The sequence below is a fragment of the Nonomuraea sp. NPDC051941 genome (assembly GCF_044593615.1).
In genome coordinates this window covers 99,750-118,395 of sequence record NZ_JBIUCF010000027.1, presented here as the reverse complement: position 1 = coordinate 118,395, position 18,646 = coordinate 99,750, and the positions used below count along the sequence as shown (strand labels likewise).

General features: G+C 71.4%; 17 protein-coding genes. 4 read left to right on the top strand and 13 right to left on the bottom strand.

What is annotated here, in order from left to right:
• Positions 1–6 precede the first annotated feature (6 nt).
• Positions 7–1,908 (top strand): hypothetical protein, encoded by a 1,902-nt coding sequence (locus tag ACIHFD_RS37810; protein WP_397371070.1) that lies wholly within the window; start codon positions 7–9, stop codon positions 1,906–1,908.
• 81 nt (positions 1,909–1,989) lie between these two features.
• On the opposite strand, the gene ACIHFD_RS37805 is transcribed toward ACIHFD_RS37810, so the two are convergent.
• On the bottom strand, positions 1,990–3,258 hold the full coding sequence (locus ACIHFD_RS37805; protein ID WP_397371069.1) for an SGNH/GDSL hydrolase family protein: 1,269 nt from the start codon (positions 3,256–3,258) through the stop codon (positions 1,990–1,992).
• Positions 3,259–3,466: 208 nt separating this feature from the next.
• Between ACIHFD_RS37805 and ACIHFD_RS37800 the strand changes: the two genes are divergently transcribed.
• Positions 3,467–4,390 carry a TIGR03619 family F420-dependent LLM class oxidoreductase gene (locus tag ACIHFD_RS37800; protein ID WP_397371068.1) on the top strand — a complete coding sequence of 308 codons (924 nt, stop codon included), beginning with the start codon at positions 3,467–3,469 and terminating at the stop codon, positions 4,388–4,390.
• A gap of 10 nt (positions 4,391–4,400) precedes the next feature.
• On the opposite strand, the gene ACIHFD_RS37795 is transcribed toward ACIHFD_RS37800, so the two are convergent.
• The 9 genes from ACIHFD_RS37795 to ACIHFD_RS37755 form a co-directional block, all read right to left on the bottom strand.
• Complete coding sequence (locus tag ACIHFD_RS37795) at positions 4,401–4,772, bottom strand: helix-turn-helix domain-containing protein (protein WP_355211188.1); 372 nt, start codon at positions 4,770–4,772, stop codon at positions 4,401–4,403.
• A 98-nt stretch (positions 4,773–4,870) separates the two neighbouring features.
• Positions 4,871–5,098 (bottom strand): hypothetical protein, encoded by a 228-nt coding sequence (locus ACIHFD_RS37790; protein ID WP_397371067.1) that lies wholly within the window; start codon positions 5,096–5,098, stop codon positions 4,871–4,873.
• Positions 5,099–5,328: 230 nt separating this feature from the next.
• Positions 5,329–6,021 carry a helix-turn-helix domain-containing protein gene (locus tag ACIHFD_RS37785; protein ID WP_355211191.1) on the bottom strand — a complete coding sequence of 231 codons (693 nt, stop codon included), beginning with the start codon at positions 6,019–6,021 and terminating at the stop codon, positions 5,329–5,331.
• Between the two features lie 7 nt (positions 6,022–6,028).
• Complete coding sequence (locus ACIHFD_RS37780) at positions 6,029–7,234, bottom strand: cytochrome P450 (protein ID WP_350740909.1); 1,206 nt, start codon at positions 7,232–7,234, stop codon at positions 6,029–6,031.
• Between the two features lie 179 nt (positions 7,235–7,413).
• A complete protein-coding gene (locus tag ACIHFD_RS37775; protein WP_397371066.1) occupies positions 7,414–8,916 on the bottom strand; it encodes a glycoside hydrolase family 43 protein in 1,503 nt (500 codons plus the stop codon).
• Positions 8,917–8,918: 2 nt separating this feature from the next.
• Entirely contained in the window at positions 8,919–11,195 is a 2,277-nt protein-coding gene (locus ACIHFD_RS37770; protein ID WP_397371065.1) for a glycoside hydrolase family 3 N-terminal domain-containing protein, read from the bottom strand.
• A 20-nt stretch (positions 11,196–11,215) separates the two neighbouring features.
• Complete coding sequence (locus ACIHFD_RS37765) at positions 11,216–12,046, bottom strand: carbohydrate ABC transporter permease (protein ID WP_363982272.1); 831 nt, start codon at positions 12,044–12,046, stop codon at positions 11,216–11,218.
• A complete protein-coding gene (locus ACIHFD_RS37760) occupies positions 12,046–12,993 on the bottom strand; it encodes a carbohydrate ABC transporter permease (protein ID WP_397371064.1) in 948 nt (315 codons plus the stop codon). The genes ACIHFD_RS37765 and ACIHFD_RS37760 overlap by 1 nt, the downstream gene beginning before the upstream one ends.
• 7 nt (positions 12,994–13,000) lie before the next feature.
• Positions 13,001–14,284 (bottom strand): ABC transporter substrate-binding protein, encoded by a 1,284-nt coding sequence (locus tag ACIHFD_RS37755; RefSeq protein WP_397371063.1) that lies wholly within the window; start codon positions 14,282–14,284, stop codon positions 13,001–13,003.
• Positions 14,285–14,562: 278 nt separating this feature from the next.
• Here ACIHFD_RS37755 and ACIHFD_RS37750 point away from each other — a divergent pair, with 278 nt between their 5' ends.
• Positions 14,563–15,594: a LacI family DNA-binding transcriptional regulator gene (locus ACIHFD_RS37750; protein WP_397371062.1), complete on the top strand. Its 1,032-nt coding sequence runs from the start codon at positions 14,563–14,565 to the stop codon at positions 15,592–15,594.
• Between the two features lie 36 nt (positions 15,595–15,630).
• Here the strand turns inward: ACIHFD_RS37750 and ACIHFD_RS37745 are convergent, their stop codons facing one another.
• Both ACIHFD_RS37745 and ACIHFD_RS37740 read right to left on the bottom strand, forming a co-directional pair.
• A complete protein-coding gene (locus tag ACIHFD_RS37745) occupies positions 15,631–16,515 on the bottom strand; it encodes a dioxygenase (protein ID WP_397371061.1) in 885 nt (294 codons plus the stop codon).
• Positions 16,512–17,057, bottom strand: coding sequence for a MarR family winged helix-turn-helix transcriptional regulator (locus ACIHFD_RS37740; protein ID WP_397371060.1), 546 nt, complete (start codon positions 17,055–17,057; stop codon positions 16,512–16,514). The genes ACIHFD_RS37745 and ACIHFD_RS37740 overlap by 4 nt, the downstream gene beginning before the upstream one ends.
• A gap of 122 nt (positions 17,058–17,179) precedes the next feature.
• Between ACIHFD_RS37740 and ACIHFD_RS37735 the strand changes: the two genes are divergently transcribed.
• The gene (locus ACIHFD_RS37735) at positions 17,180–17,554 is read left to right on the top strand and encodes a DoxX family protein (protein ID WP_350740892.1); all 375 of its coding nucleotides are present in this window, start codon (positions 17,180–17,182) and stop codon (positions 17,552–17,554) included.
• A gap of 15 nt (positions 17,555–17,569) precedes the next feature.
• Here ACIHFD_RS37735 and ACIHFD_RS37730 read toward each other — a convergent pair whose 3' ends face one another.
• Positions 17,570–18,604 (bottom strand): LacI family DNA-binding transcriptional regulator, encoded by a 1,035-nt coding sequence (locus tag ACIHFD_RS37730; protein WP_364257079.1) that lies wholly within the window; start codon positions 18,602–18,604, stop codon positions 17,570–17,572.
• Between the last annotated feature and the right edge of the window lie 42 nt (positions 18,605–18,646).

Sequence of the window (18,646 nt, the reverse complement as noted above, 5' to 3'; positions counted from 1 at the left end):
AGTTACATGACCGTCGTGAAAGCCAGCGTCCCCGTCCTCGACCCCCCGGCGTGGGCGCTGGCCCAGCGCGCCCTGCTCGACCTGCTGGACAGCGGGTGGCGGCTGTTCTCCGACCGTTACACCAGGCCGGACGGCTCGCTGCGGTACTCCGGCCGGCTGTCCTCCCGCGACGGCGCGGACGACTTCTTCGAGCCGTTCTTCAACTGGCCGCAGCTCTATCTGCTGGGCGGCGCGGACGACCTGCTCGACGGCAGCGCCCGGCACTGGCACGGCGTCGTCGGGCAGATGACCGAGCTGGGCATGTTCGCCGACGAGTTCGAGATCGGCTACGACTGGTTCCACCAGGGCGAGAGCCTGCTGTTCACGTACTTCCTGACCGCCGCCGACCCGGCGGCCTGGGCCGGGCGGGCGACCAGGTTCGCCGACCTCTACCTCGACCCGGCCAAGGGCAACTACGACCCGGCGCACCGCATCATCAAGGCCCCGCACAACGGCAGCCGGGGGGCGCGGGAAGGGGTGTCCGGCTCGCCCGCGTACCCGTGGACCGCGGCGGAGGCGGCGCAGTACGGCTACCCGCTGGACTGGCTCGTCCCCGACGGCGAGCCCGTGCCGCCGCTCGCCGACGACCCCCGCCTGGGCGCCGAGATGCAGCGCCGCCTCGGCCGGGGCGACGCGGTCGGCAACCTCAGCGTGGCCGGCCTGGTCTGCAACGCCTACCTCGTCTCGGGAGACGAGCGGTACGCCGCCTGGCTGCGCGAGTACGTCGGAGCCTGGCGGCGCCGGGCCGAGGAGAACGGCGGCGTCGTCCCCGACAACGTCGGCCTCGACGGCGTGGTCGGCAGCCTGCTCGACGGGCGCTGGTACGGCGGCCACTACGGCTGGACCTGGCCGCACGGCATGTACAGCATCGGCCAGGCGACGGCCGTCGGCGCCCTCAGCGCCGCCCTGGCCACCCGCGACGACGGCTACCTGGACCTCATCAGGTCGCTGCTGGACGCGGTCATCGCCAGGGGCGTGAAGCTGCCGTTCAGCCAGAGCGACTCGGCCAACCAGGGCCGCTGGCGCGCCCACCTCGGCTCCGACGTGGACGTGCCGACGCTGCTGGTCCCCTACCGGCACAGCGACAAGGGCTGGTTCGACTACAACCCGGTCCAGACCTCGGTGCCGCTCGCGCTCTGGCACCACACCGGCGCCCCGGAGGACCGCGCCCGCCTGGACGCGCTGCGCGCCGCGACCGGCTACGACTGGGCCACGGTGCGGCCGTTCCGCGACAAGGAGGAGGCCGGGCACGAGGAGCCCTGGTATGCGTACCTGTGCGGCGACAACCCCGGCTATCCCGAGCGGATCCTCGCCGCCGCGCACGCCCAGGCCCGCCGCCGCATCGCCCTGCTGCTCGACAACGCCGACCGCGACCTGCCCGAGTCGGACATCCACCTCTGGCAGAACGTCAACCCCGTGGTGACCGAGGCCCTCACGCAGCTCATGTGGGGCGGGCCGCAGGTCATCTACAACGGGGGCCTGCAGCAGGCCAGGGTCCGCTACTTCGACGCCGTACTCCGCCGTCCCGGCGTGCCCGAGCAGGTGGCGGCGCTGGTCAGCTCGATCGAGCCCGAGGCCACGGTGGTCACGCTCGTCAACCTCTCCGCCACCGCCGACCGGGTGCTGGTCGTGCAGGCGGGGGCGTTCGGGGAGCACGAGATCGCCGGCGTCGCGGCCACGGCCGCCGAGCCGGGCTGGACCGGCCACGACACCGAGTACGTCCACCACGAGCCGGTGCGGTCGGTCACCGAGACCCCGGTGAACGGCCCGCACCTGACGGTGGAGCTGCCCGCCGGCACCGCCGTCACCCTCACCCTGCGCCTGCGCCTGCACGCCTACCAGCCGTCCTACCGGCAACCCTGGGACTGACGCCCGCTCCCCGCCCCCTCCTCCGATGGGCCCCTCAGTACGGAGGGTCGCACGGGTGCGGCGGGCCGGGGAACGGGAGGGCTACCGGTGCAGCAACCGCGCGGGCACCGCGTCCGCGAGCGCCTTGAAGCCCGTCGGGTTCAGGTGCAGATGGTCGCCCACGTCGAAGGTCGCGAGCATCCGCCGGGGATCGGCCGGGTCCCGCAGCGCCCGGTCGAAGTCGATCACCGCGTCGAACGCGCCACTCGTGCGGATCCAGTCGTTGACCGTCTGCCGGGCCGCCTCGCGGTAGCCCTGGGCGTCGTCGTAGAAACTGCCGCCGAAGGGCGTGATCGTGGCCCCGTACACCCGGATGTCCTGCGCGTGAGCGCGCGCGACGATCTGGTCGTAGGCGGCGATCAGCTCGTCGGCGATCCTCTTCTGGGCCTCCTGGGTGGCGTCCGCGGTGCCGATGTCGTTGACACCCTCGAAGAGGATCAGCCACTTCACGCCGCTCTGCGCGAGCACGTCGCGGTCGAGGCGGGCCAGGACGTTGGGGCCCAGCCCGTCGTTGAGCACGCGGTTGCCGCCCGCCGCCTGGTTGGCGAAGGCGACGCCCGCGGTGCGGCGGTCAGCCTGCAGGCGGTCGAAGAGCTGGTCGGGCCAGCGGTTGTTCTGGTTGGTGGTGGAGCCCCTGCCGTCGGTCAGCGAGTCGCCGACCAGCGCGAGCGTCGCCGTGGCGGGCTTGGCCCAGACCTCGAGGCCGCTCAGGAAGTACCAGTGGTCGACGGGGGTGGCGCCGGTGAGGTCCGCCGCGTCGGCCTGGTTGCCCCTGGCGAGGTAGGAGGTGGTCCGGGAGCCGGGATGCGAGGTGACGGCGGTGGAGGCCTGGCCGTCGGCCAGGTAGAGGGTCACGGTCAGTACGGTGCCCGCGGCCAGCGTGAGGTCGAGCGGGTCGGACACGACCTGCGCCCCGACCGGCACGACCGCCGAGGGCCGGCCGAAGAACGTCACCGGGCGGACGCTCTCCGGCCGGATCGCGCTCACCCCGGCCTTCCCGCCGCCCGGGAGCGCCACGGTGACACGGGTGACGGGCAGCGGCGCGCCGCCGAACGCGTTGGACAGGCGCAGCCGGAACCGCTGCCCGCCGACCGACACCCGCAGGGTCTGCCGTACGGTGCTGTCGGCCAGGACCAGGTTCTCCTGCGTGTACGGCGCGGGCGGCAGGTTGCCCGGCTCGGTGAGCTGCGGCATCGCCGTCCACGTGGTGACCCAGTGCCCACCGGGCGACGCCGTCCCGTCGGCCACCCCGGCAGTGCCCATGGCGAGTCCCAGAACCCCGACGACGGCCAACTTCAGCGCCCTACCCATAGATCTGGCCTCCCGAAAATTTCGGGCAGAAATCGAACATTTCGGTAGGGAAGGTATGACACGCCGCCCTCGCGGTCAATGCCGGGGGCGGAACATCCTGCGCGACCGGCCGATCCGCGCCTTCCGGGCCGCGCACAAAGACACTACAGATCCCGAAGTTTACTTACCCTTGCCAAGCGAACTACGAAAAATATAGTACTCTTCGGGCATGGAACTAGGTATCGCCCTGCCCACGTCGGGCCCGCTGGCCGGCCCGGAGAACATCGCCCGCGTCGCACGCGAGGCCGAACGACTCGGGTACGACTCGGTGTGGACCTACGAGAGGCTGCTGCGGCCCGTCGCACCCGTCTCGATGGGCGGCGGGGAGCCGCAGCCCGTGCCCGAGGTCTACCGGCAGACCTACGAGCCGCTGGAGACGCTGAGCTACGTGGCCGCGCTCACCTCACGCGTCAAGCTCGGCACCAGCATCATCGACGCCCTGCTCCACCCGGCCGCCGTCCTGGCCAAGCGCTTCGCCACCCTTGACCAGTTCAGCGGCGGGCGGGTCGTCGCCGGGCTGGGCCAGGGGTGGATGCCGCAGGAGTTCGAGGCGGCCGGGGTGCCGATGAGCCGGATCGGGCCCGGCATGGACGAGGTCGTGGCCGCCATGCGGGCCTGCTGGGGGCCGGACCCCGTCTCGTACGACGGGAAGTTCACCCGGATCGCCGAGTCGGAGATCAACCCCAAGCCGGTGCAGGCGCGGGTGCCGATCCTGCTGGGCGCGATGACGCCGGGCGGGGTACGGCGGGCGGCCCGCATCGCCGACGGGCTCAATCCGGTGGCCGTCTCGCGTGACGCGCTGCTCGGTCTCGGCAAGGCCTTCCGGGCGGCGGTCGAGGAGTCCGGCCGCGACCCGGAGTCGGTCACCGTGGTCGCCAGGGCCAACGTGCCGATCACCGCCGAGCCGATGGGTGACGACCGGCCGTTCCTGGGCGGCTCGCCGCGCCAGATCGCCGACGACCTGGCCGGGCTCGAAGGCACCGGCGTGGACCACGTCCTGTTCGCCACGTCCGGCCGCAGCCCCGAGAGCGAGCCGGGCATCGACGAGACGCTCGGCTTCTACGCCGAGCTCATCGACCTCGCCCGGCGCTGAAGCCCGCCGATCAGGGGGCGCACTGCTCGTGGATGTTGTTGCGGGCGGCCCAGGCGTGCAGCTCCTGGAAGGCGCCGCGCAGGTCCTCGCCGATGGGGGTGAGCCGGTAGAGGACCGCCGTGGCGGGGCCGTCGGCCAGCTGGCGCTCGACGAGGCTCGCCGCCATCAGCTCCCGCAGGCGATCGGACAGGATGCCGTCGGTGATCCCGGAGATCGACTTGGCCAGCTCGCCGAAGCGCGCGGGCCGCTGCATCAGCGCGACGAGGATCATGCCGTTCCAGCGCTTGCCGAGCACCTTGAACACATCGACGAACTGCACGTCGCACGAGATGCCATGCGGGCTCCCGTCCGTCGCGACGGTCTCGGAGACGTGTTCAGCCATGGTGACCAGCCTACCTCCCGGTACCACCCGGAACCGGGCGTGCTATTGATTCCATAGCACACTAGCTCATTGCGAGCCTAGCCCCGTGACCTGCCCTCTCACGCGCCGCCGCCGCCGAACAGCACCCAGCCGAACACGTACATGACCGACCCGAGCACGGCCAGCGCCGCCCACAGCAGCGCGGACATCAGGCCCCTCAGGTACGGGTTGCCGCGCGGCGCCGTCCGGCCGTCGGCGATCTCGGCCCAGCGGGATTCGACCAGCACGGCCACCCGCTCGGCGCGCGCGTTCCCGTCCGCGGTGAGGATGAAAGTCTCGCCTGGCATCTGCGGCCCCTCCCGGGAGAAGTCGGATGAGCACCCCGCCGCCCGGCGGGGGTCCGGATGCCCTGCTGGGCGTCCACGGGGCAACGTTAGGCAGACGCACTTGTCGCGGACTTCGCGACTTCTTGGACGCGCGCCGAGCCGCGCCCAACCCGCGGCCAAGTCACGGACAAGCGCGCCACCCAGCCTTGCCCGGTGGCCGGCCCTGGACGGCGGTCAGCGCTGGATGGCGGTCAGCGTGGGTCGGATCGCAGGGCGCCGAGGAGGCCGCAGACGGCCGTGACGAGGTCGTCGCCCAGTCGCCGCCAGGCCGTCGCGGCGGACGCGGCGGTGGCGTGACCGGTGGCCAGATCTCGTCCCCATGCGGTGGTGTCGCCTGCGGCCAGGTCGCGTTCCAGTTCGGCGCACATGTGCACGATGAGCACGCGGGTCATGGCCTCCCGCCGTGCGGCCCGGCCTGGATCGGGCTCGCCCGGCTCCCGCGTGGCGTCGTACAGGCGACGCAGGGACGGCCGCTCCAGGTGAACGCTGACGGCGTACTCGCGCAGCGCGGGCTCGACGACGACCTGGGCGAGGAAGCGGCCGTACCAGGAGGGGACGCCCAGGTCGACGTGGCGTTCGATGTGGGGCAGGACGACGCAGCGGATCCGGTCGCGCGGCGACATCTCACCGGGATCGCCGAGCCGGCTCATCATCGCCAGCCGGTGCACCTCCATGGCCTCGGCGTGCTCGGCCAGGATGGCCTTGACGAGTTCGTCACGGGAGGTGAAGTGATACTGCACCGCGGACTTGTTGCGCTGCCCGGCGGCTTCGCCGATCTGCCGGATCGACACCCCGGCGAAGCCTTCGGTGGCGTACAGGCGTTCCGCCGCACGCATGATCGCGCTCCTGGCGGTCACCGCGCGCGCGGACGCCTGAACGGTCATCGCGAGCTCACCATGTGACCCACACGTCCTGGAGCCCGCCCGACAGCAGCCCGGTGCGCAGCTTCAGCTCGTCGGCGCTGTCGCGCAGGCGCAGGGTGGGCAGCCTGCGGGCGAGCGTGCCGAGCACGACCTGCAGCTCCAGCCTGGCCAGCGGCTGGCCGAGGCAGTAGTGCGGGCCCGCACCGAACGTCAGGTGCTGGTTGGCGTTGTCCCTGCGCGGGTCGAACGCGTCCGGATCGGCGAACTTGCGCGGGTCCCGGTTGGCCGCGGGCCGGCACGGGATGACGGTGCTGCCCACGGGCACCGCGGTGCCGGCGAACTCGGAGTCCTGGGTGGCGACCCTGGGGAAGCCGACCACGCTCAGCGTGCTGTCCAGCCGCAGCACCTCCTCGACGGTGCCGGGGATCAGCTCCGGGTCGTCGACGACCGCCTGGTAGCGCTCCGGCTCAGCCAGCAGCATCGCGGCCATGATGGCGATCATGTTGGACGTGGTCTCGTGCCCGGCCAGCAGCAGCGCCATCACGGTGGTGATCAGCTCTTCGTGGCTGAGCCGGCCGTCCTCGCTGTCGGAGATCTGGGTCAGCTCGCTGAGCAGGTCGTCGCCGGGGTCCGTCCGCTTCTCCTCGACGAGGGCGGAGGTGTACGCGCCGAACTCCTCGTACGTCTTCAGCACCTCCTCCTGCGTGTAGCGCGTCAGCGTCAGCATGACCTGGGACCAGTGCGCGAACTTGTCCTGGTCCTCGCTGGGGGCGCCGACGAGGGCGCAGATGACCCGCACCGGCAGCGGCAGGCCCAGCTGGACCGACAGGTTGGCGGGCGAGCCGGACTTGAGCAGGTCGTCGATGAGCTCGTCGGTCATCTGCTGCACCCGGGGGCGCCAGGACTCCATCTTGCGGATGGTGAAGGACTTGCTGAGCAGCCGCCGCCACCGCAGGTGGTCCTCGCCCTCCCGCATGCGGGTGGTGCTGCTGCGGGAGAAGATCCCACCGTCGTCCGTCGTGGACACCCGCGCCGCGCCCTCGCCTCCGCGCTGGAAGCTGGTGTCGGTGAGCAGCGCGCGGACGTCGTCGTAGCGGGTCAGCAGCGTGGCGGCGTCGCCGCTGGGCAGCCGCACGTGGGCCACGGGGCAGCGGTCCTGCAGCTCGGCCCACTCCTTCGGCGGCTCCAGTGCCGTCGTGCGCGGAAAGGGGTAATCGGGCATGGTTTCGGTCATGACGCCCCCATTGTCGTTGACGAGTCGCCCTCAACCCTAAGGCGACTGCCTTAATAAGGGAAGCACCTTAAACGCCCGTCCCACCGCACGAGGTTGCCCTCCTTCCGGGGAGCGGAGGCAGCCCGCCTCCGCCGCCCATCGCGCCCTGAGCCGCTCCTCCCGAAGGGTGGGCGGGCCGGTCAGTGGTCGGCGGGCTGGTAGTCGAACCAGTCGAAGCTCGCGCTCCCCTCCGTCGCGTACATCCCGATCACCCGCCCCGTGAACCCGGTGGCCACCTCGGTGGACAGGTAGCGCCCGTCCAGCTCGGCCAGGAGCGTGCCGTCCGCCGAGAAGGCGATGGTGTCCGGCCCCCGGCCGTCCACCCCCACCGGCTCGTCGGCCGGTGAGATGACGGACGGCGGCAGGATGTCGCGGGTGCGGATGTCGAGAGCGAGCGTGAGCGGCCCAGGCGGCACCGGACGCTCGGCCAGGCACTGCCGGAGCGGGCCGATGCGCGCGACCACCCGCACCAGCCCCCCTTGGACCTCCAGGTCGTAGTGGTGGGCCTCGTCCATCCGGACCGACACCCCGGCCGTGCCCTCGCCCGGCTCCAGCAGGGCGGTGACGCGGCAGTCGTGGTGCTGCTGGCGGCGGCCGATGAAGGTGTGGCCGGGCCGGTCGAGGGTCGGGCCGGTGGCGTGCAGGGTCAGCCGGCCGGGCCGCTCGGTCAGCGACCAGGAGCCGTCCGGGCGGCCGCGCGGCGAGATCCAGCAGGGCCGTAGCGAGGGCTCGTCGAAGTCGTCGCGGGAGGGCTCGGGCGGGAGCGGGTGCCAGGCGGCGGGCGCCGGGTGGCGTTCCTCGACGGGGCCCACGACCGGCCAGCCGTCCTCCCACCGTACGGGCGTGAGGAACGTCTCCCGCCCGAGCACCTGGTACTCGGGGGTGTAGCCGCGCGGGCGGGTGCCGAGCAGGACCATCCACCAGGTCCCGTCGGCGGCCTGAACGAGGTCGGCGTGGCCGGTGCTCTGGATGGGCCGGTCGGTGCCGCGGTGCGTCAGGATCGGGTTGACCGGGCCGGGCTCGAACGGGCCGCGCGGCGAGCGGGCGCGGGCGATCGAGACGGCGTGGCCGCGCTCGGTGCCGCCCTCGGACATGAGCAGGTACCACCAGCCGTCCACCTGGTAGAGGTGCGGCGCTTCCGGATATTTCCCGCCGGTGCCGGACCAGACCTGGTACGGCCCCTCCAGCACCTTCCCTTCGGCCGGATCGACGCGCGCCACCTGCGTGCCGGAGAAGGCGCACCAGCAGGCGCCGTCCTCGTCCCAGGTCAGGTCGGGGTCGATGCCGGGCAGGTCGATCCAGACCGGCTCGGACCAGGGGCCTTCGGGGCGTTCGGCGGTGACGATGAAGTTGCCGCCGGCCCTCACGTTGGTGGTGATCACATAGAAGCGCCCGTCGTGGTGGCGGATGGTGGGCGCGTAGATGCCGCCGGAGGCGGACACGTCCGGCGGCAGGTTCAGCTGCGAGGGCCGGTCGAGGACGTTGCCGATCTGGCGCCAGTGCACGAGGTCGCGGCTGTGGAAGATCGGCACGCCCGGGAAATACTCGAAGCTGGAGCACACCAGGTAGTAGTCCTCGCCGACCCGGCACACGCTGGGGTCCGGGTGGAACCCGGCGACGACGGGGTTGCCGTACGTACGCACGTTCAGCCCTTCTTCCCGGGATCGACGACCAGCCGGATGGACGCGCTCAGCGGCAGGTCGGCGGCCGACGGCCCGGAGGACAGCACGATCTCCCCCGGTTCGACGATCCGCCGCCCGCCGAGCCCGGTGAACGAGAACGCCTCGGCGGGCACCTCCAAGACCACCTCGCGGCTCTCCCCCGCGTCCAGGGGCACGCGGGCGAAGCCGACCAGCCACTGGACGGGCCGGGCGACCTGGGCCACCGGGTCGGTGGCGTAGACCTGCACGACCTCCTCGGCGCGCCGGTCACCGTCGTTGCGCACGGTCACCCGCACGTCGACCACGCCGGCCGTGCCGTATTCCGCCCTCGACGTCCGCATGGCCTCGTACGTGATCGCCGCGTACGACAGCCCGTGCCCGAAGGGAAAGGCCGGGGTCGGGTCGAGCACCGTGATGCCCTCCGCCTTCTGCCCCAGGGGCGGCTGGAGGTAGGTGGACGGGTTCACGAACGGCGAGTACGGGATCTGCACGGGCAACCGCCCGGACGGGTTCACCCGGCCGCTGAGCACGCCGGCGACCGCGGCCGCACCCTCGACCCCGGGGAAGAACGCCTGGACCGCGGCGGCCACCCGGTCCTGGTAGGCGCCGAGCGCGTAAGGCCGCCCCGACACCACGACCAGCACGGTCGGCGTGCCCGTCGCCAGGACCGCCTCGACCAGGTCGGCCTGGCGGCCGGGCAGCCGCAGGTCGGCCGCGTCGCAGCCCTCGCCCGACGTGCCGCCGCCGAACATCCCGGCCCGGTCGCCGACGAACAGCAGCACGAGGTCGGCCTGGGCGGCGACCTCGGCGGCTTCGGGGATCCCCGACGCGTCGTCGCCCGACACCTCGGCTCCGAGGCAGTGGCGCACGTCGGCGTGGGGGAACTCGGCCGTCAGGCCCTCCAGGATCGAGGCGACCGGCAGGCCCATGCCGCTCTCGGGGAAGCGGTCGAGCACGTGGTTGGGGAAGGAGTAGCAGCCCATGAGGGTACGCGGGTCGTCGGCGCACGGCCCGATGACCGCCAGCCGCCGGGTCACGAGCGGATCGACGGGCAGGACCCGGCCGGGGTTGGACAGCAGCACGATGGAACGTTCCGCGACCTCGGCGGCCAGCTCACGGTTGCGCGCGCTGTCCAGGTCCACCTCCTCGGCCCCGTCCGGGACGAGCGGGCCGCCGTCCAGCAGGCCGAGGTCGACCTTCTGCCGGAGCACGCGGCGTACCGACTCGTCCACGAGCGCCTCGTCGACGTGGCCCGCCTTCACCTGCTCGAGCAGGTTGCGGCCGTACCCGCGGGTGTCGGGGAGCTCCACGTCGATCCCGGCCGACAGCGCGATCGCGCCCGCCGCCGCGACGTCCTCGGCCACCCGGTGCATGGACGCGAGGAACGGGACGGACCAGTAGTCCGACACCACCGTCCCCTCGAACCCCCACTCGTCCCGCAGCAGCCGCCGCAGCAGGTCCGCGCTGGCGGCGGCCGGGACGCCGTCGAGGTCGGTGTAGGAGTTCATCACCGAACGCGCGCCGCCCTCGCGCAGCGCGACCTCGAACGGCGGGAGGATCACGTCGGCGAGCTCGCGCGGGCCGATGCTGACGGGGGCGTGGTTGCGGGCCGCGCGCGAGGCCGCGTAGCCGGCGAAGTGCTTCAGGGTGGCGATGATCCCGGCGTTCTCGAGCCCGCGCACGTAGGCCGCGCCGATCTTGCCCACCAGGTACGGGTCCTCGCCCAGCGTCTCCTCGACCCGCCCCCAGCGATAGTCGCGTACGACGTCCAGCACCGGTGACAGGCCCTGGTGCACGCCCGCGGCCCGCAGATCGGCGCCGATCGCCGCCGCCATGCGCTCGACGAGACCGGGGTCGAACGTCGCCGCCCAGGCCAGCGGCGTCGGGTACGCGGTCGCCCCGAACGTCGCGAACCCGGTCAGGCACTCCTCATGGGCGATCGCGGGCACGCCGAGCCGGTTCGAGGTCACCACGCGCTCCTGCAGCCCCCGCAGCCGGGCCGCTCCCTCGGCCGCGGACAGCGGCTCGGTGCCGTACACGCGGGTGAGGTGCCCGACCCCGTCGCGCAGCCGCTCCTCCAGTCCCTCCACCGCGGCGAAGCGGTCCTGCAGGGGCGCCACGTTGCCGGGGTCGTCGGTCTGGATCCACACGGAGCCGAGCTGCGCGACCTTCTCCTCCAGCGTCATCTCGGCCAGCAGGGCCTCGACGCGTTCGGCGGACGGGCGGCCGCGGTCACGCCACGGCTCATTCACGAATGTCATGACTTCCTTAATGTGAGTTCTCAGCCCTTGAAGGCGCCGTCCATGATCCCCGCCACCATCCGCCTGCCGACGAACACGAAGAGCACCAGCAGCGGCAGGGTGGCCAGGAAAGAGCCCGACATGGCCAGGCCGAGGTCGACGTCGAGGCTGTTCTGCAGTGCCTTGATGGCGATCTGCGCGGTGTACATCTCGGGCGACTTCAGCACGATGAACGGCCACAGGAAGTCGTTCCACGAGGTGACGAAGCCGAGCAGCCCGAGCACGAACGCGGCCGGCCGCACCAGCGGGAACGCGATGCGCCAGAAGATCTGCCAGGTGTTCGCCCCGTCGATGCGGGCCGCCTGCAGGATCTCGTCGCTGATCGTCGTGGACAGGTGCTGGCGCATCCAGAAGATGCCGAACGCGCTGGCCAGGCCGGGCACGATGAGGGCCTGCAACGTGTCCACCCAGTCCAGGGAGGAGATGATCATGTACTGCGGGATGACCGCGAGCTGCGTGGGCACGGTCATGGTGAGCACGACGATCAGGAAGAGCACGTTGCGGCCGGGGAAGCGCAGCTTGGCGAAGGCGAACCCGGCCAGGGAGCAGAGCACCGCGTGCCCGACGGCGATGGTCCCGGCCACGATCAGGCTGTTGACGATCGAGCGCACGAACGGCACGGTCGTGAACACCAGCTCGGCCAGGTGGAAGAAGTTGCCGCCCGGCGTGATCTTCGGCGGCAGCTGGGTGGCGGTCGCCGAGTCGGTCGTGGCCACCACGAACATCCAGTACAGCGGGAAGATGCAGGCGAACGCGGCCAGCCCCAGCAGGAGGTAGGTCCACCAGGGGACCCGATTGCTCTTGGAGGTCATCAGCGCTCCGGGCGGATGCGGGTGGACAGGAGGTAGTTGACCGTCGCGGCGACGATGACGAGGACGAACAGGGCCACGCCGATGGCCGCGCCGTAACCGAACTGGAACTGGCCGAAGCCCTGCTCGTACAGGAACAACGTGAGCGTCTGGCACTGCCGGATCGCCCCGCAGGTCTGCGACCGGGAGATCAGCAGCGGCTCGGTGAAGATCTGCAGCCCGCCGATCGTTGAGGTCACGACCGTGAAGACGATGACGGGACGCAGCGACGGGATGGAGATGTGGCGGAACTGCTTCCACCCGCCCGCGCCGTCCACCGCCGCCGCCTCGTAGATCGCGCGCGGGATCGCCTGCAGCGAGGCCAGGTAGAGCAGGGTCGTGTAGCCGAACCAGCGCCAGGTCACCATCACGGCGATCAGCAGGTGGCTGCCCCAGACCGACTGCTTGAAGTCGATGGGCTCCACGCCGATGAACCCCAGCAGCCAGTTGAGCAGGCCGTAGTCGCGGTCGAACATCTGGGCGAAGACGATCGTGGTGGCCGCCACCGAGGTGATGTACGGCACCAGCATCGACATCCGGAAGAAGACCGCCAGCCGCAGCCGCGCGTGGTTGAGCAGGTGGGCCAGGAGCAGCGCCAGGACCAGCTGCGGGACGGTGGACAGCACCCAGATGCTGATCGTGTTCTTGAGCGCGTTCCAGAACCGGGCGTCGGCGAGCAGGCGGCTGAAGTTGTCGAAGCCGATGAAGACGTGCTCGCCGATGGGGTTCCAGTCGAACAGCGCCACGTAGAACGTGAACAGCAGCGGAACCAGGCCGAAGACCGCGAAGATCAGGAAGAAGGGGGCGATGTAGAAGTAAGGGGCGATGCGCTCGCCGATGCTCTGCCGCACCCGAGTCGTGAGCGCGGGCGGCGTCTCCACCGCCCGCGACGTGCTGAGGCTCGTCGTCACGCTGGTCCTACTTGCCGATGGCCGTCTTGACGTTGGCCAGCGCCGTGTCCCACGCCTTGGCCGGATCGCCCTTGCCCTGCTCGACGTTCGTGATCGCGTTCTGCAGCTCCTGGCCGATGGCGGAGCTGTCCGGGCCGATGTAGAACGGCTTGAGCCCGAGCAGCGAGTTCGTGTAGATCGCGCCGATCGTCGCGCCGGAGAAGAACTCGTCCTTCAGCCCGGTGAGCTTGGCGTCCTTGTAGACCGACGGGGTCGTGGGCAGCGAGCCGGAGTCCAGGAAGTGCGTCAGCTGGCCCTGCGGCGACTGGGTCTTGGTGATGTACTCCCAGGCCGCCTTGGCGTTCTTGGCGCCCTTGGGGATCGCCAGGTAGCTGCCGCCCCAGTTGCCCGCCCCGCCGGGGATGGTGGCGACGTCCCACTTGCCCTTGGTGTCGGGGGCGTTCCTGCGGATCGCACCCAGCATCCACGACGGCGCGGAGATCACCGCGAACTGGCCCTTGCCCATGCCCGCGGTCCAGCCCTCGGTGAACGAGCCCTGCTTGGCCGTGATCCCGGCCTGCACGGCCTTGAGCGACAGGTCGAAGGCCGTCTTGACCTGCGGGCTGGTGCTGTAGACGACGTTGCCCGAGGGGTCGTAGTACTTCTGCGGCCCCTGGTTGACCGCCTGGTAGAACACGCTGGTGGCCGCGTTGTCCATGAACGCCTTGCCGGTCTTGGCGGTGTACTTCTTGCCGGTCTCGATGAAGGCGTCCCAGGTGGGCCAGAGCTTGCCCACCTCCTCGCGGTCGGTCGGCAGCCCGGCCTCCTTGAACAGGTCGGCCCGGTAGGCGACGGCCATGCCGCCCACGTCCGTCGGGATGCCGATGATCTCGCCGCCCTTGGCGGTGCTCGCGCTCATCACCCAGTCGAGGTAGTCGCCCTTGATCTTGTCGGCGCCGAGCTGGCGCAGGTCGTAGAAGTTCTGGGGCTGCTGGACGAACTTGGGCAGGTCGTCGCCCTGGATGAGGACGAGGTCGGGCACCTTGCCGCCGGCCAGTGCCGTGGTGAGCGCCTGCGCCGTCTCGACCGAGCTGCCCACCTCGGTGAGCTTGATCTGCACGCCCGGGTTCTGCTTCTGGTAGTCGTCGACGGAGGCCTTCTGGTCGATCCCGGAGAAGGACCAGAACTCGAACGACTTGCTGTCGCCGCCCGACGGCTGGGACGGGGTGCCGCCACCGCCGCCACCGCAGGCGGCCGTGGACAGGGCGAGGGCCGCGGCGAGCACGACCGGGGTTACGTTGCGGAGCTTCACGTCGGTCTCTTTCGGTGGGGGCCGGCGCTCAGGAGCGGAGCGCTGGGGCGATGTCGTAGTAGGCGGGCGCGGCCGTCACGCCGCGTTTGGAGACAGGTCGATGCATGCCGCGCTCCTTCGAATGGGGGGTTCGCCAGCGCGTCGGAAAGTTTCGGTCCAAGGTCCGATCGTTAAGCCCGGACTCTAGGTCGAATTCCCGAAATCCGTCAAGAACCTCCTCGTAAGACCGCCGAAACAATCGGTCCCACATTCCGAAACCATCCGGTTAGACTGCGGCCATGACCGCCACCGAGGAGCCGTCCGCCACGCCACAGCCGCTGACCATCACGCAGCTCGCCGAGCTGGCCGGCGTGTCCACCGCGACCGTCTCCAAGGTGGTCAACGGCCGTTCCGAGGTCGCCCCCGAGACCCGCGCCCTCGTCGAGGGCCTCATCCGCCGCCACGGCTACCGCCGCCAGCGCCGGCGCGTCACCGCGTCCGCCCTGGTGGAGGTGGTGTTCCACGCTCTGGGCGGTGACTATCCGATCGAGATGATCAGGGGGGTCGACCAGGTCGCCCGCGAGCATCACCTGGCCGTGGTGATCTCCGACATGCAGCAGCGCTCGGGCTCCGGGCACGGCTGGATCGAAGGCGTGCTGAGCCGCCGCCCGGCGGGCGTGATCGCGGTGTTCTCCGGCCTGACCGAGGAGCAGCGCGACCAGCTCGTCACCCGCGACATCCCCATCGTGCTGCTCGACCCGTCGGGCGACCCCGGGCCCGGCGTCCCCTCGGTCGGCGCGGGCAACTGGAGCGGCGGCCTCTCGGCCACCCGCCACCTGCTCGACCTCGGTCATCGCCGCATCGCCCTCATCACCGGGCCCGACTGGGCCCTGTCCAGCCGGGCCCGGCTCGACGGCTACCGCACCGCGCTCGACCTGGCCGGGGTGCCCGTCGACCCCGAGCTGATCGGCTCGGGCGACTTCATCATCGAGGGCGGCCTCGCCCAGGCCCACCGGCTGCTGCGCCTGCCCGACCCGCCGACCGCGATCTTCGCCTGCAACGACGGGGAGGCCGTCGGCGTCTATCGCGCCGCCTACGAGCTGGGCCTGCGCATCCCCGGTGACCTGAGCGTCGTCGGCTTCGACGACCTGCCCTCGGTGCAGTGGGCGGTCCCGCCGCTGACCACGGTCCGCCAGCCGCTCACCGAGATGGCCGCCACGGCCACCGCCATGCTCATGAAGCTCGCGCAGGGCGAGCCGCTGGCGCAGACCCGGGTCGAGCTGGGCACCGAGCTGATCGTCCGGGCCAGCACCGCGCCACCGTCACGCTGACCGAAACTTTCTGGATTCTTGCCGTACGTATCGGCGCTACGCCACCGTCTGGAAGGACCGCTTGGAGAATCCGATCATGTAGCCGTCGATGACCGTCGTCACCGGCCGGTCCACCCGGCCGCTCGCCCCCAGCGTGACGAACAGCGGGATGTAGTGGTCGACGGTCGGATGCGCGTACGGCATGCCGGGCGCGCGGGTCCGGAACGCCGCCAGCTCCCCCACGTCACCCCTGGCCAGGGCGTCGGCCGCCCAGGCGTCGAAGTCGGAGGACCAGGCGGGGACGACACCCCGGTGGAGCATCTCCGAGGTGACGAAGGGGAGCCCGTGCGTCATGAACCCCGAGCCGATCACCAGCACGCCCTCCTCCCGCAGCGGGGCCAGCCGCGCCCCGAGCTCCAGCAGCCGGTCGGGGTCGTGGGTCGGCATGCTGAGCTGCAGCACCGGGATGTCGCCCAGCGGGTACATGGCCATCAGCGGCACCCACGCCCCGTGGTCGAGGCCGCGGCTGGGGTGCTGGTGGACCGGCTCGCTGTCGGGCATCATCGCGGCCACCCGCCGGGCGAGCGCGCCGGCGTCGGGGGTGTCGTACGTCATCGCGTAGTAGCGCGGGTGGAAGCCGCCGAAGTCGTAGACCAGCGGGGTGCCGGCGGCAGGCGCGGACAGGGCCAGCGGCGCGGCCTCCCAGTGGGCGGAGACGATGAGGATGCTCCTGGGCTTGGGCAGCGACTGCGCCCAGGCGAACAGCTCGCCGATCCAGGGCCCGTCGTCGAAGAGCGGGGGCGCTCCGTGGCTGAGGTAGAGAGCGGGGAGCGGGCCGTCGGCGGGCGTCCAGGGGCGCTGGGCGCGCGCCCGGGGCAGCGCGCCGGGCAGGAAAGCGTCGTAGGCCCCGGCGGGGATGTCCGGGTTGAGGATGGACGTCATGAGGGCTCCCGGTTGGGGATTGAGTCGGGGTCGGGCTCCGGGCGCGCGGTGGCCGGGTGCCGGTCGAGGCAGCCGTCGCCGGGGTCGATGGCGTGGGTGATGCGGCGGCCGATCTCGCGCAGCTGCCGGATCTGCGCCTTGGTGAGGGGGTCGAAGACGAAGCCGCGTACGGCCTCGACGTGCCCGGGGGCGGTCTCGACGACCTTCTCCCAACCCTCCCCGGTGAGGATGGCCAGGGTGTAACGGCCGTCGTCCGGGTCCGGGGTGCGGCGCACCCAGCCGCGCTTCTCCAGCCGGTTGACGACGTGGGACAGGCGGGACAGCGACCCCTCCGAGATCACCGCCAGGTCGCTCATGCGCATGGTGCGTTCGGGGGTCATCGACAGCCCGGCCAGCACCTGATACTCGAAGTGGCTGATCCCGGCGTCGCGCAGCAGCTGCCCGTCCAGCGCGGCCGGCAGCTTGATCAGCACGGTGACCAGAGCCAGCCAGCTCTCCATCTCCTCGGCGGTCAGCCAGCGCGGCTCCTGAGGGTGCTCCATGTTCTCCACTCTAACTTGATGGATCAAGTGATCACGCGCCGCCTCACGCTTGACGCTTCAAGTGCGACGTGCGTATCTTCCGGTTGAAGCTTTAAGTCATCTCGCCATCGATCGGACTCCCGATGAACGTCGTTTTGTGGATCATCGCCGGCCTCCTCGCCCTGGCCTTCCTCGGGGCCGGGCTGATGAAGCTGTCCCAGCCGAAGGAGAAGCTGGCCACCTCCGGCCTGGCCTGGACGGAGGACTTCTCCGCCGGCGCCGTCAAGGGCATCGGCGCCCTGGAGGTGCTGGCCGGCATCGGGCTCATCCTGCCCGCGGCGCTGGGCATCGTCCCGGTGCTGACGCCGCTGGCCGCCGCCGGCCTGGTCATCGTCATGATCGGGGCCGCGGTCGTACACGTCCGCCGCAAGGAATACCAGGGGATCGCCATCAACGCGGTGCTCCTCCTGCTGGCCGCCGTCGTGGCCTGGGGTCGCTTCGGCCCGTACTCCTTCTGACCTGACGCCCGCGCGTCAGGCGGGCGGGGCGGTGGAGCGGCGGGTCACCAGGGTGGGCGTGACGGAGAAGCGCACCGCCGTCGTGCGGCCCTCGATCCGCTCCAGCAGCAGCCGCCCCGCCGTCTTGCCCATGATGATCCCGTCCTGGTCCACGCTGGTCAGCGAGATGTGGGAAAGGGCCGCCGCGCGCGCGTTGTCGTAGCCGACCACGGAGACGTCGCCGGGTACGGCCAGCCCGGCCTCGTGGATGGCCGCGAGCGCGCCGAAGGCGGCCTGGTCGGCGCCGGCGAAGATCGCGGTGGGCCGGGGCGTGCGGGCCAGCAGCTCGCACGTCCCCTGGTGGCCGCCCTCCTCGGTGTAGGCGGTGGCGGCGAGAGCGATGTGCTCGGCCAGGCCGTGCTCGGCCATCACCCGTTCGTACGTCCTGGCCCTGATGGTGTGCAGCAGCGTCACGGAGCGGACGGCTCCGACGTCCTTCTGCGTGATGTGCGCGATGCGGCGGTGGCCGAGCGCGATGAGATGCTCGACGGCCAGCTCGGCCCCCGCCTCGTCGTCGTCGAGCACGGAGTCGTAGACCGCCGAACGGTCGTGGCGGCCGAGCACGACGGTGGGCGTGTTCCTGGCCATCTCTTCGAGGCGGGCCCTGGCGATGACGGCGGCGACGACGAGGATCCCGTCCACCTGCCGGTCCACCAGGGCGTCGATGGCGCGGACCTCGGCCTCGGCGTCCCTGCCGCTGCCCTGGACGATGATGGCCTGGTAGCCGGCGCCCGCGATCTGCTCGTCGAAGCCGTCGAGGATGTCGGCGAAGAACGGGTTTCTGATGTGCGGCAGCACCACGCCGAACGTGAACGTGCGCCCCCGCATCGCCCGGGCCGCGGCCTGCGGCCGGTAGCCGAGCTCGTCGATGGCGGCCTGCACTTTGACGCGCATCGCCTCGCTGACCCCGTACGCATTGCGCAGCACCTTCGACACGGCGGTGGTGGAGACCCGGGCGTGGCTCGCCACATCGGTGATCGTCACCCGTCGCCGCCCGTCGCGCGTGACCATGTGACGCACCCCGTTCGACTCGACGCGACCCGATTGTACGAG

Bases quoted from the DNA above. Each gene is read 5' to 3' on its own strand.
- ACIHFD_RS37810 (WP_397371070.1), top strand. From the start codon at position 7: ATGACCGTCGTGAAAGCCAGCGTCCCCGTCCTCGACCCCCCGGCGTGG.
- ACIHFD_RS37805 (WP_397371069.1), bottom strand. From the start codon at position 3,258: ATGGGTAGGGCGCTGAAGTTGGCCGTCGTCGGGGTTCTGGGACTCGCC.
- ACIHFD_RS37800 (WP_397371068.1), top strand. From the start codon at position 3,467: ATGGAACTAGGTATCGCCCTGCCCACGTCGGGCCCGCTGGCCGGCCCG.
- ACIHFD_RS37795 (WP_355211188.1), bottom strand. From the start codon at position 4,772: ATGGCTGAACACGTCTCCGAGACCGTCGCGACGGACGGGAGCCCGCAT.
- ACIHFD_RS37790 (WP_397371067.1), bottom strand. From the start codon at position 5,098: ATGCCAGGCGAGACTTTCATCCTCACCGCGGACGGGAACGCGCGCGCC.
- ACIHFD_RS37785 (WP_355211191.1), bottom strand. From the start codon at position 6,021: ATGACCGTTCAGGCGTCCGCGCGCGCGGTGACCGCCAGGAGCGCGATC.
- ACIHFD_RS37780 (WP_350740909.1), bottom strand. From the start codon at position 7,234: ATGACCGAAACCATGCCCGATTACCCCTTTCCGCGCACGACGGCACTG.
- ACIHFD_RS37770 (WP_397371065.1), bottom strand. From the start codon at position 11,195: ATGACATTCGTGAATGAGCCGTGGCGTGACCGCGGCCGCCCGTCCGCC.
- ACIHFD_RS37765 (WP_363982272.1), bottom strand. From the start codon at position 12,046: ATGACCTCCAAGAGCAATCGGGTCCCCTGGTGGACCTACCTCCTGCTG.
- ACIHFD_RS37750 (WP_397371062.1), top strand. From the start codon at position 14,563: ATGACCGCCACCGAGGAGCCGTCCGCCACGCCACAGCCGCTGACCATC.
- ACIHFD_RS37745 (WP_397371061.1), bottom strand. From the start codon at position 16,515: ATGACGTCCATCCTCAACCCGGACATCCCCGCCGGGGCCTACGACGCT.
- ACIHFD_RS37740 (WP_397371060.1), bottom strand. From the start codon at position 17,057: ATGGAGCACCCTCAGGAGCCGCGCTGGCTGACCGCCGAGGAGATGGAG.
- ACIHFD_RS37735 (WP_350740892.1), top strand. From the start codon at position 17,180: ATGAACGTCGTTTTGTGGATCATCGCCGGCCTCCTCGCCCTGGCCTTC.
- ACIHFD_RS37730 (WP_364257079.1), bottom strand. From the start codon at position 18,604: ATGGTCACGCGCGACGGGCGGCGACGGGTGACGATCACCGATGTGGCG.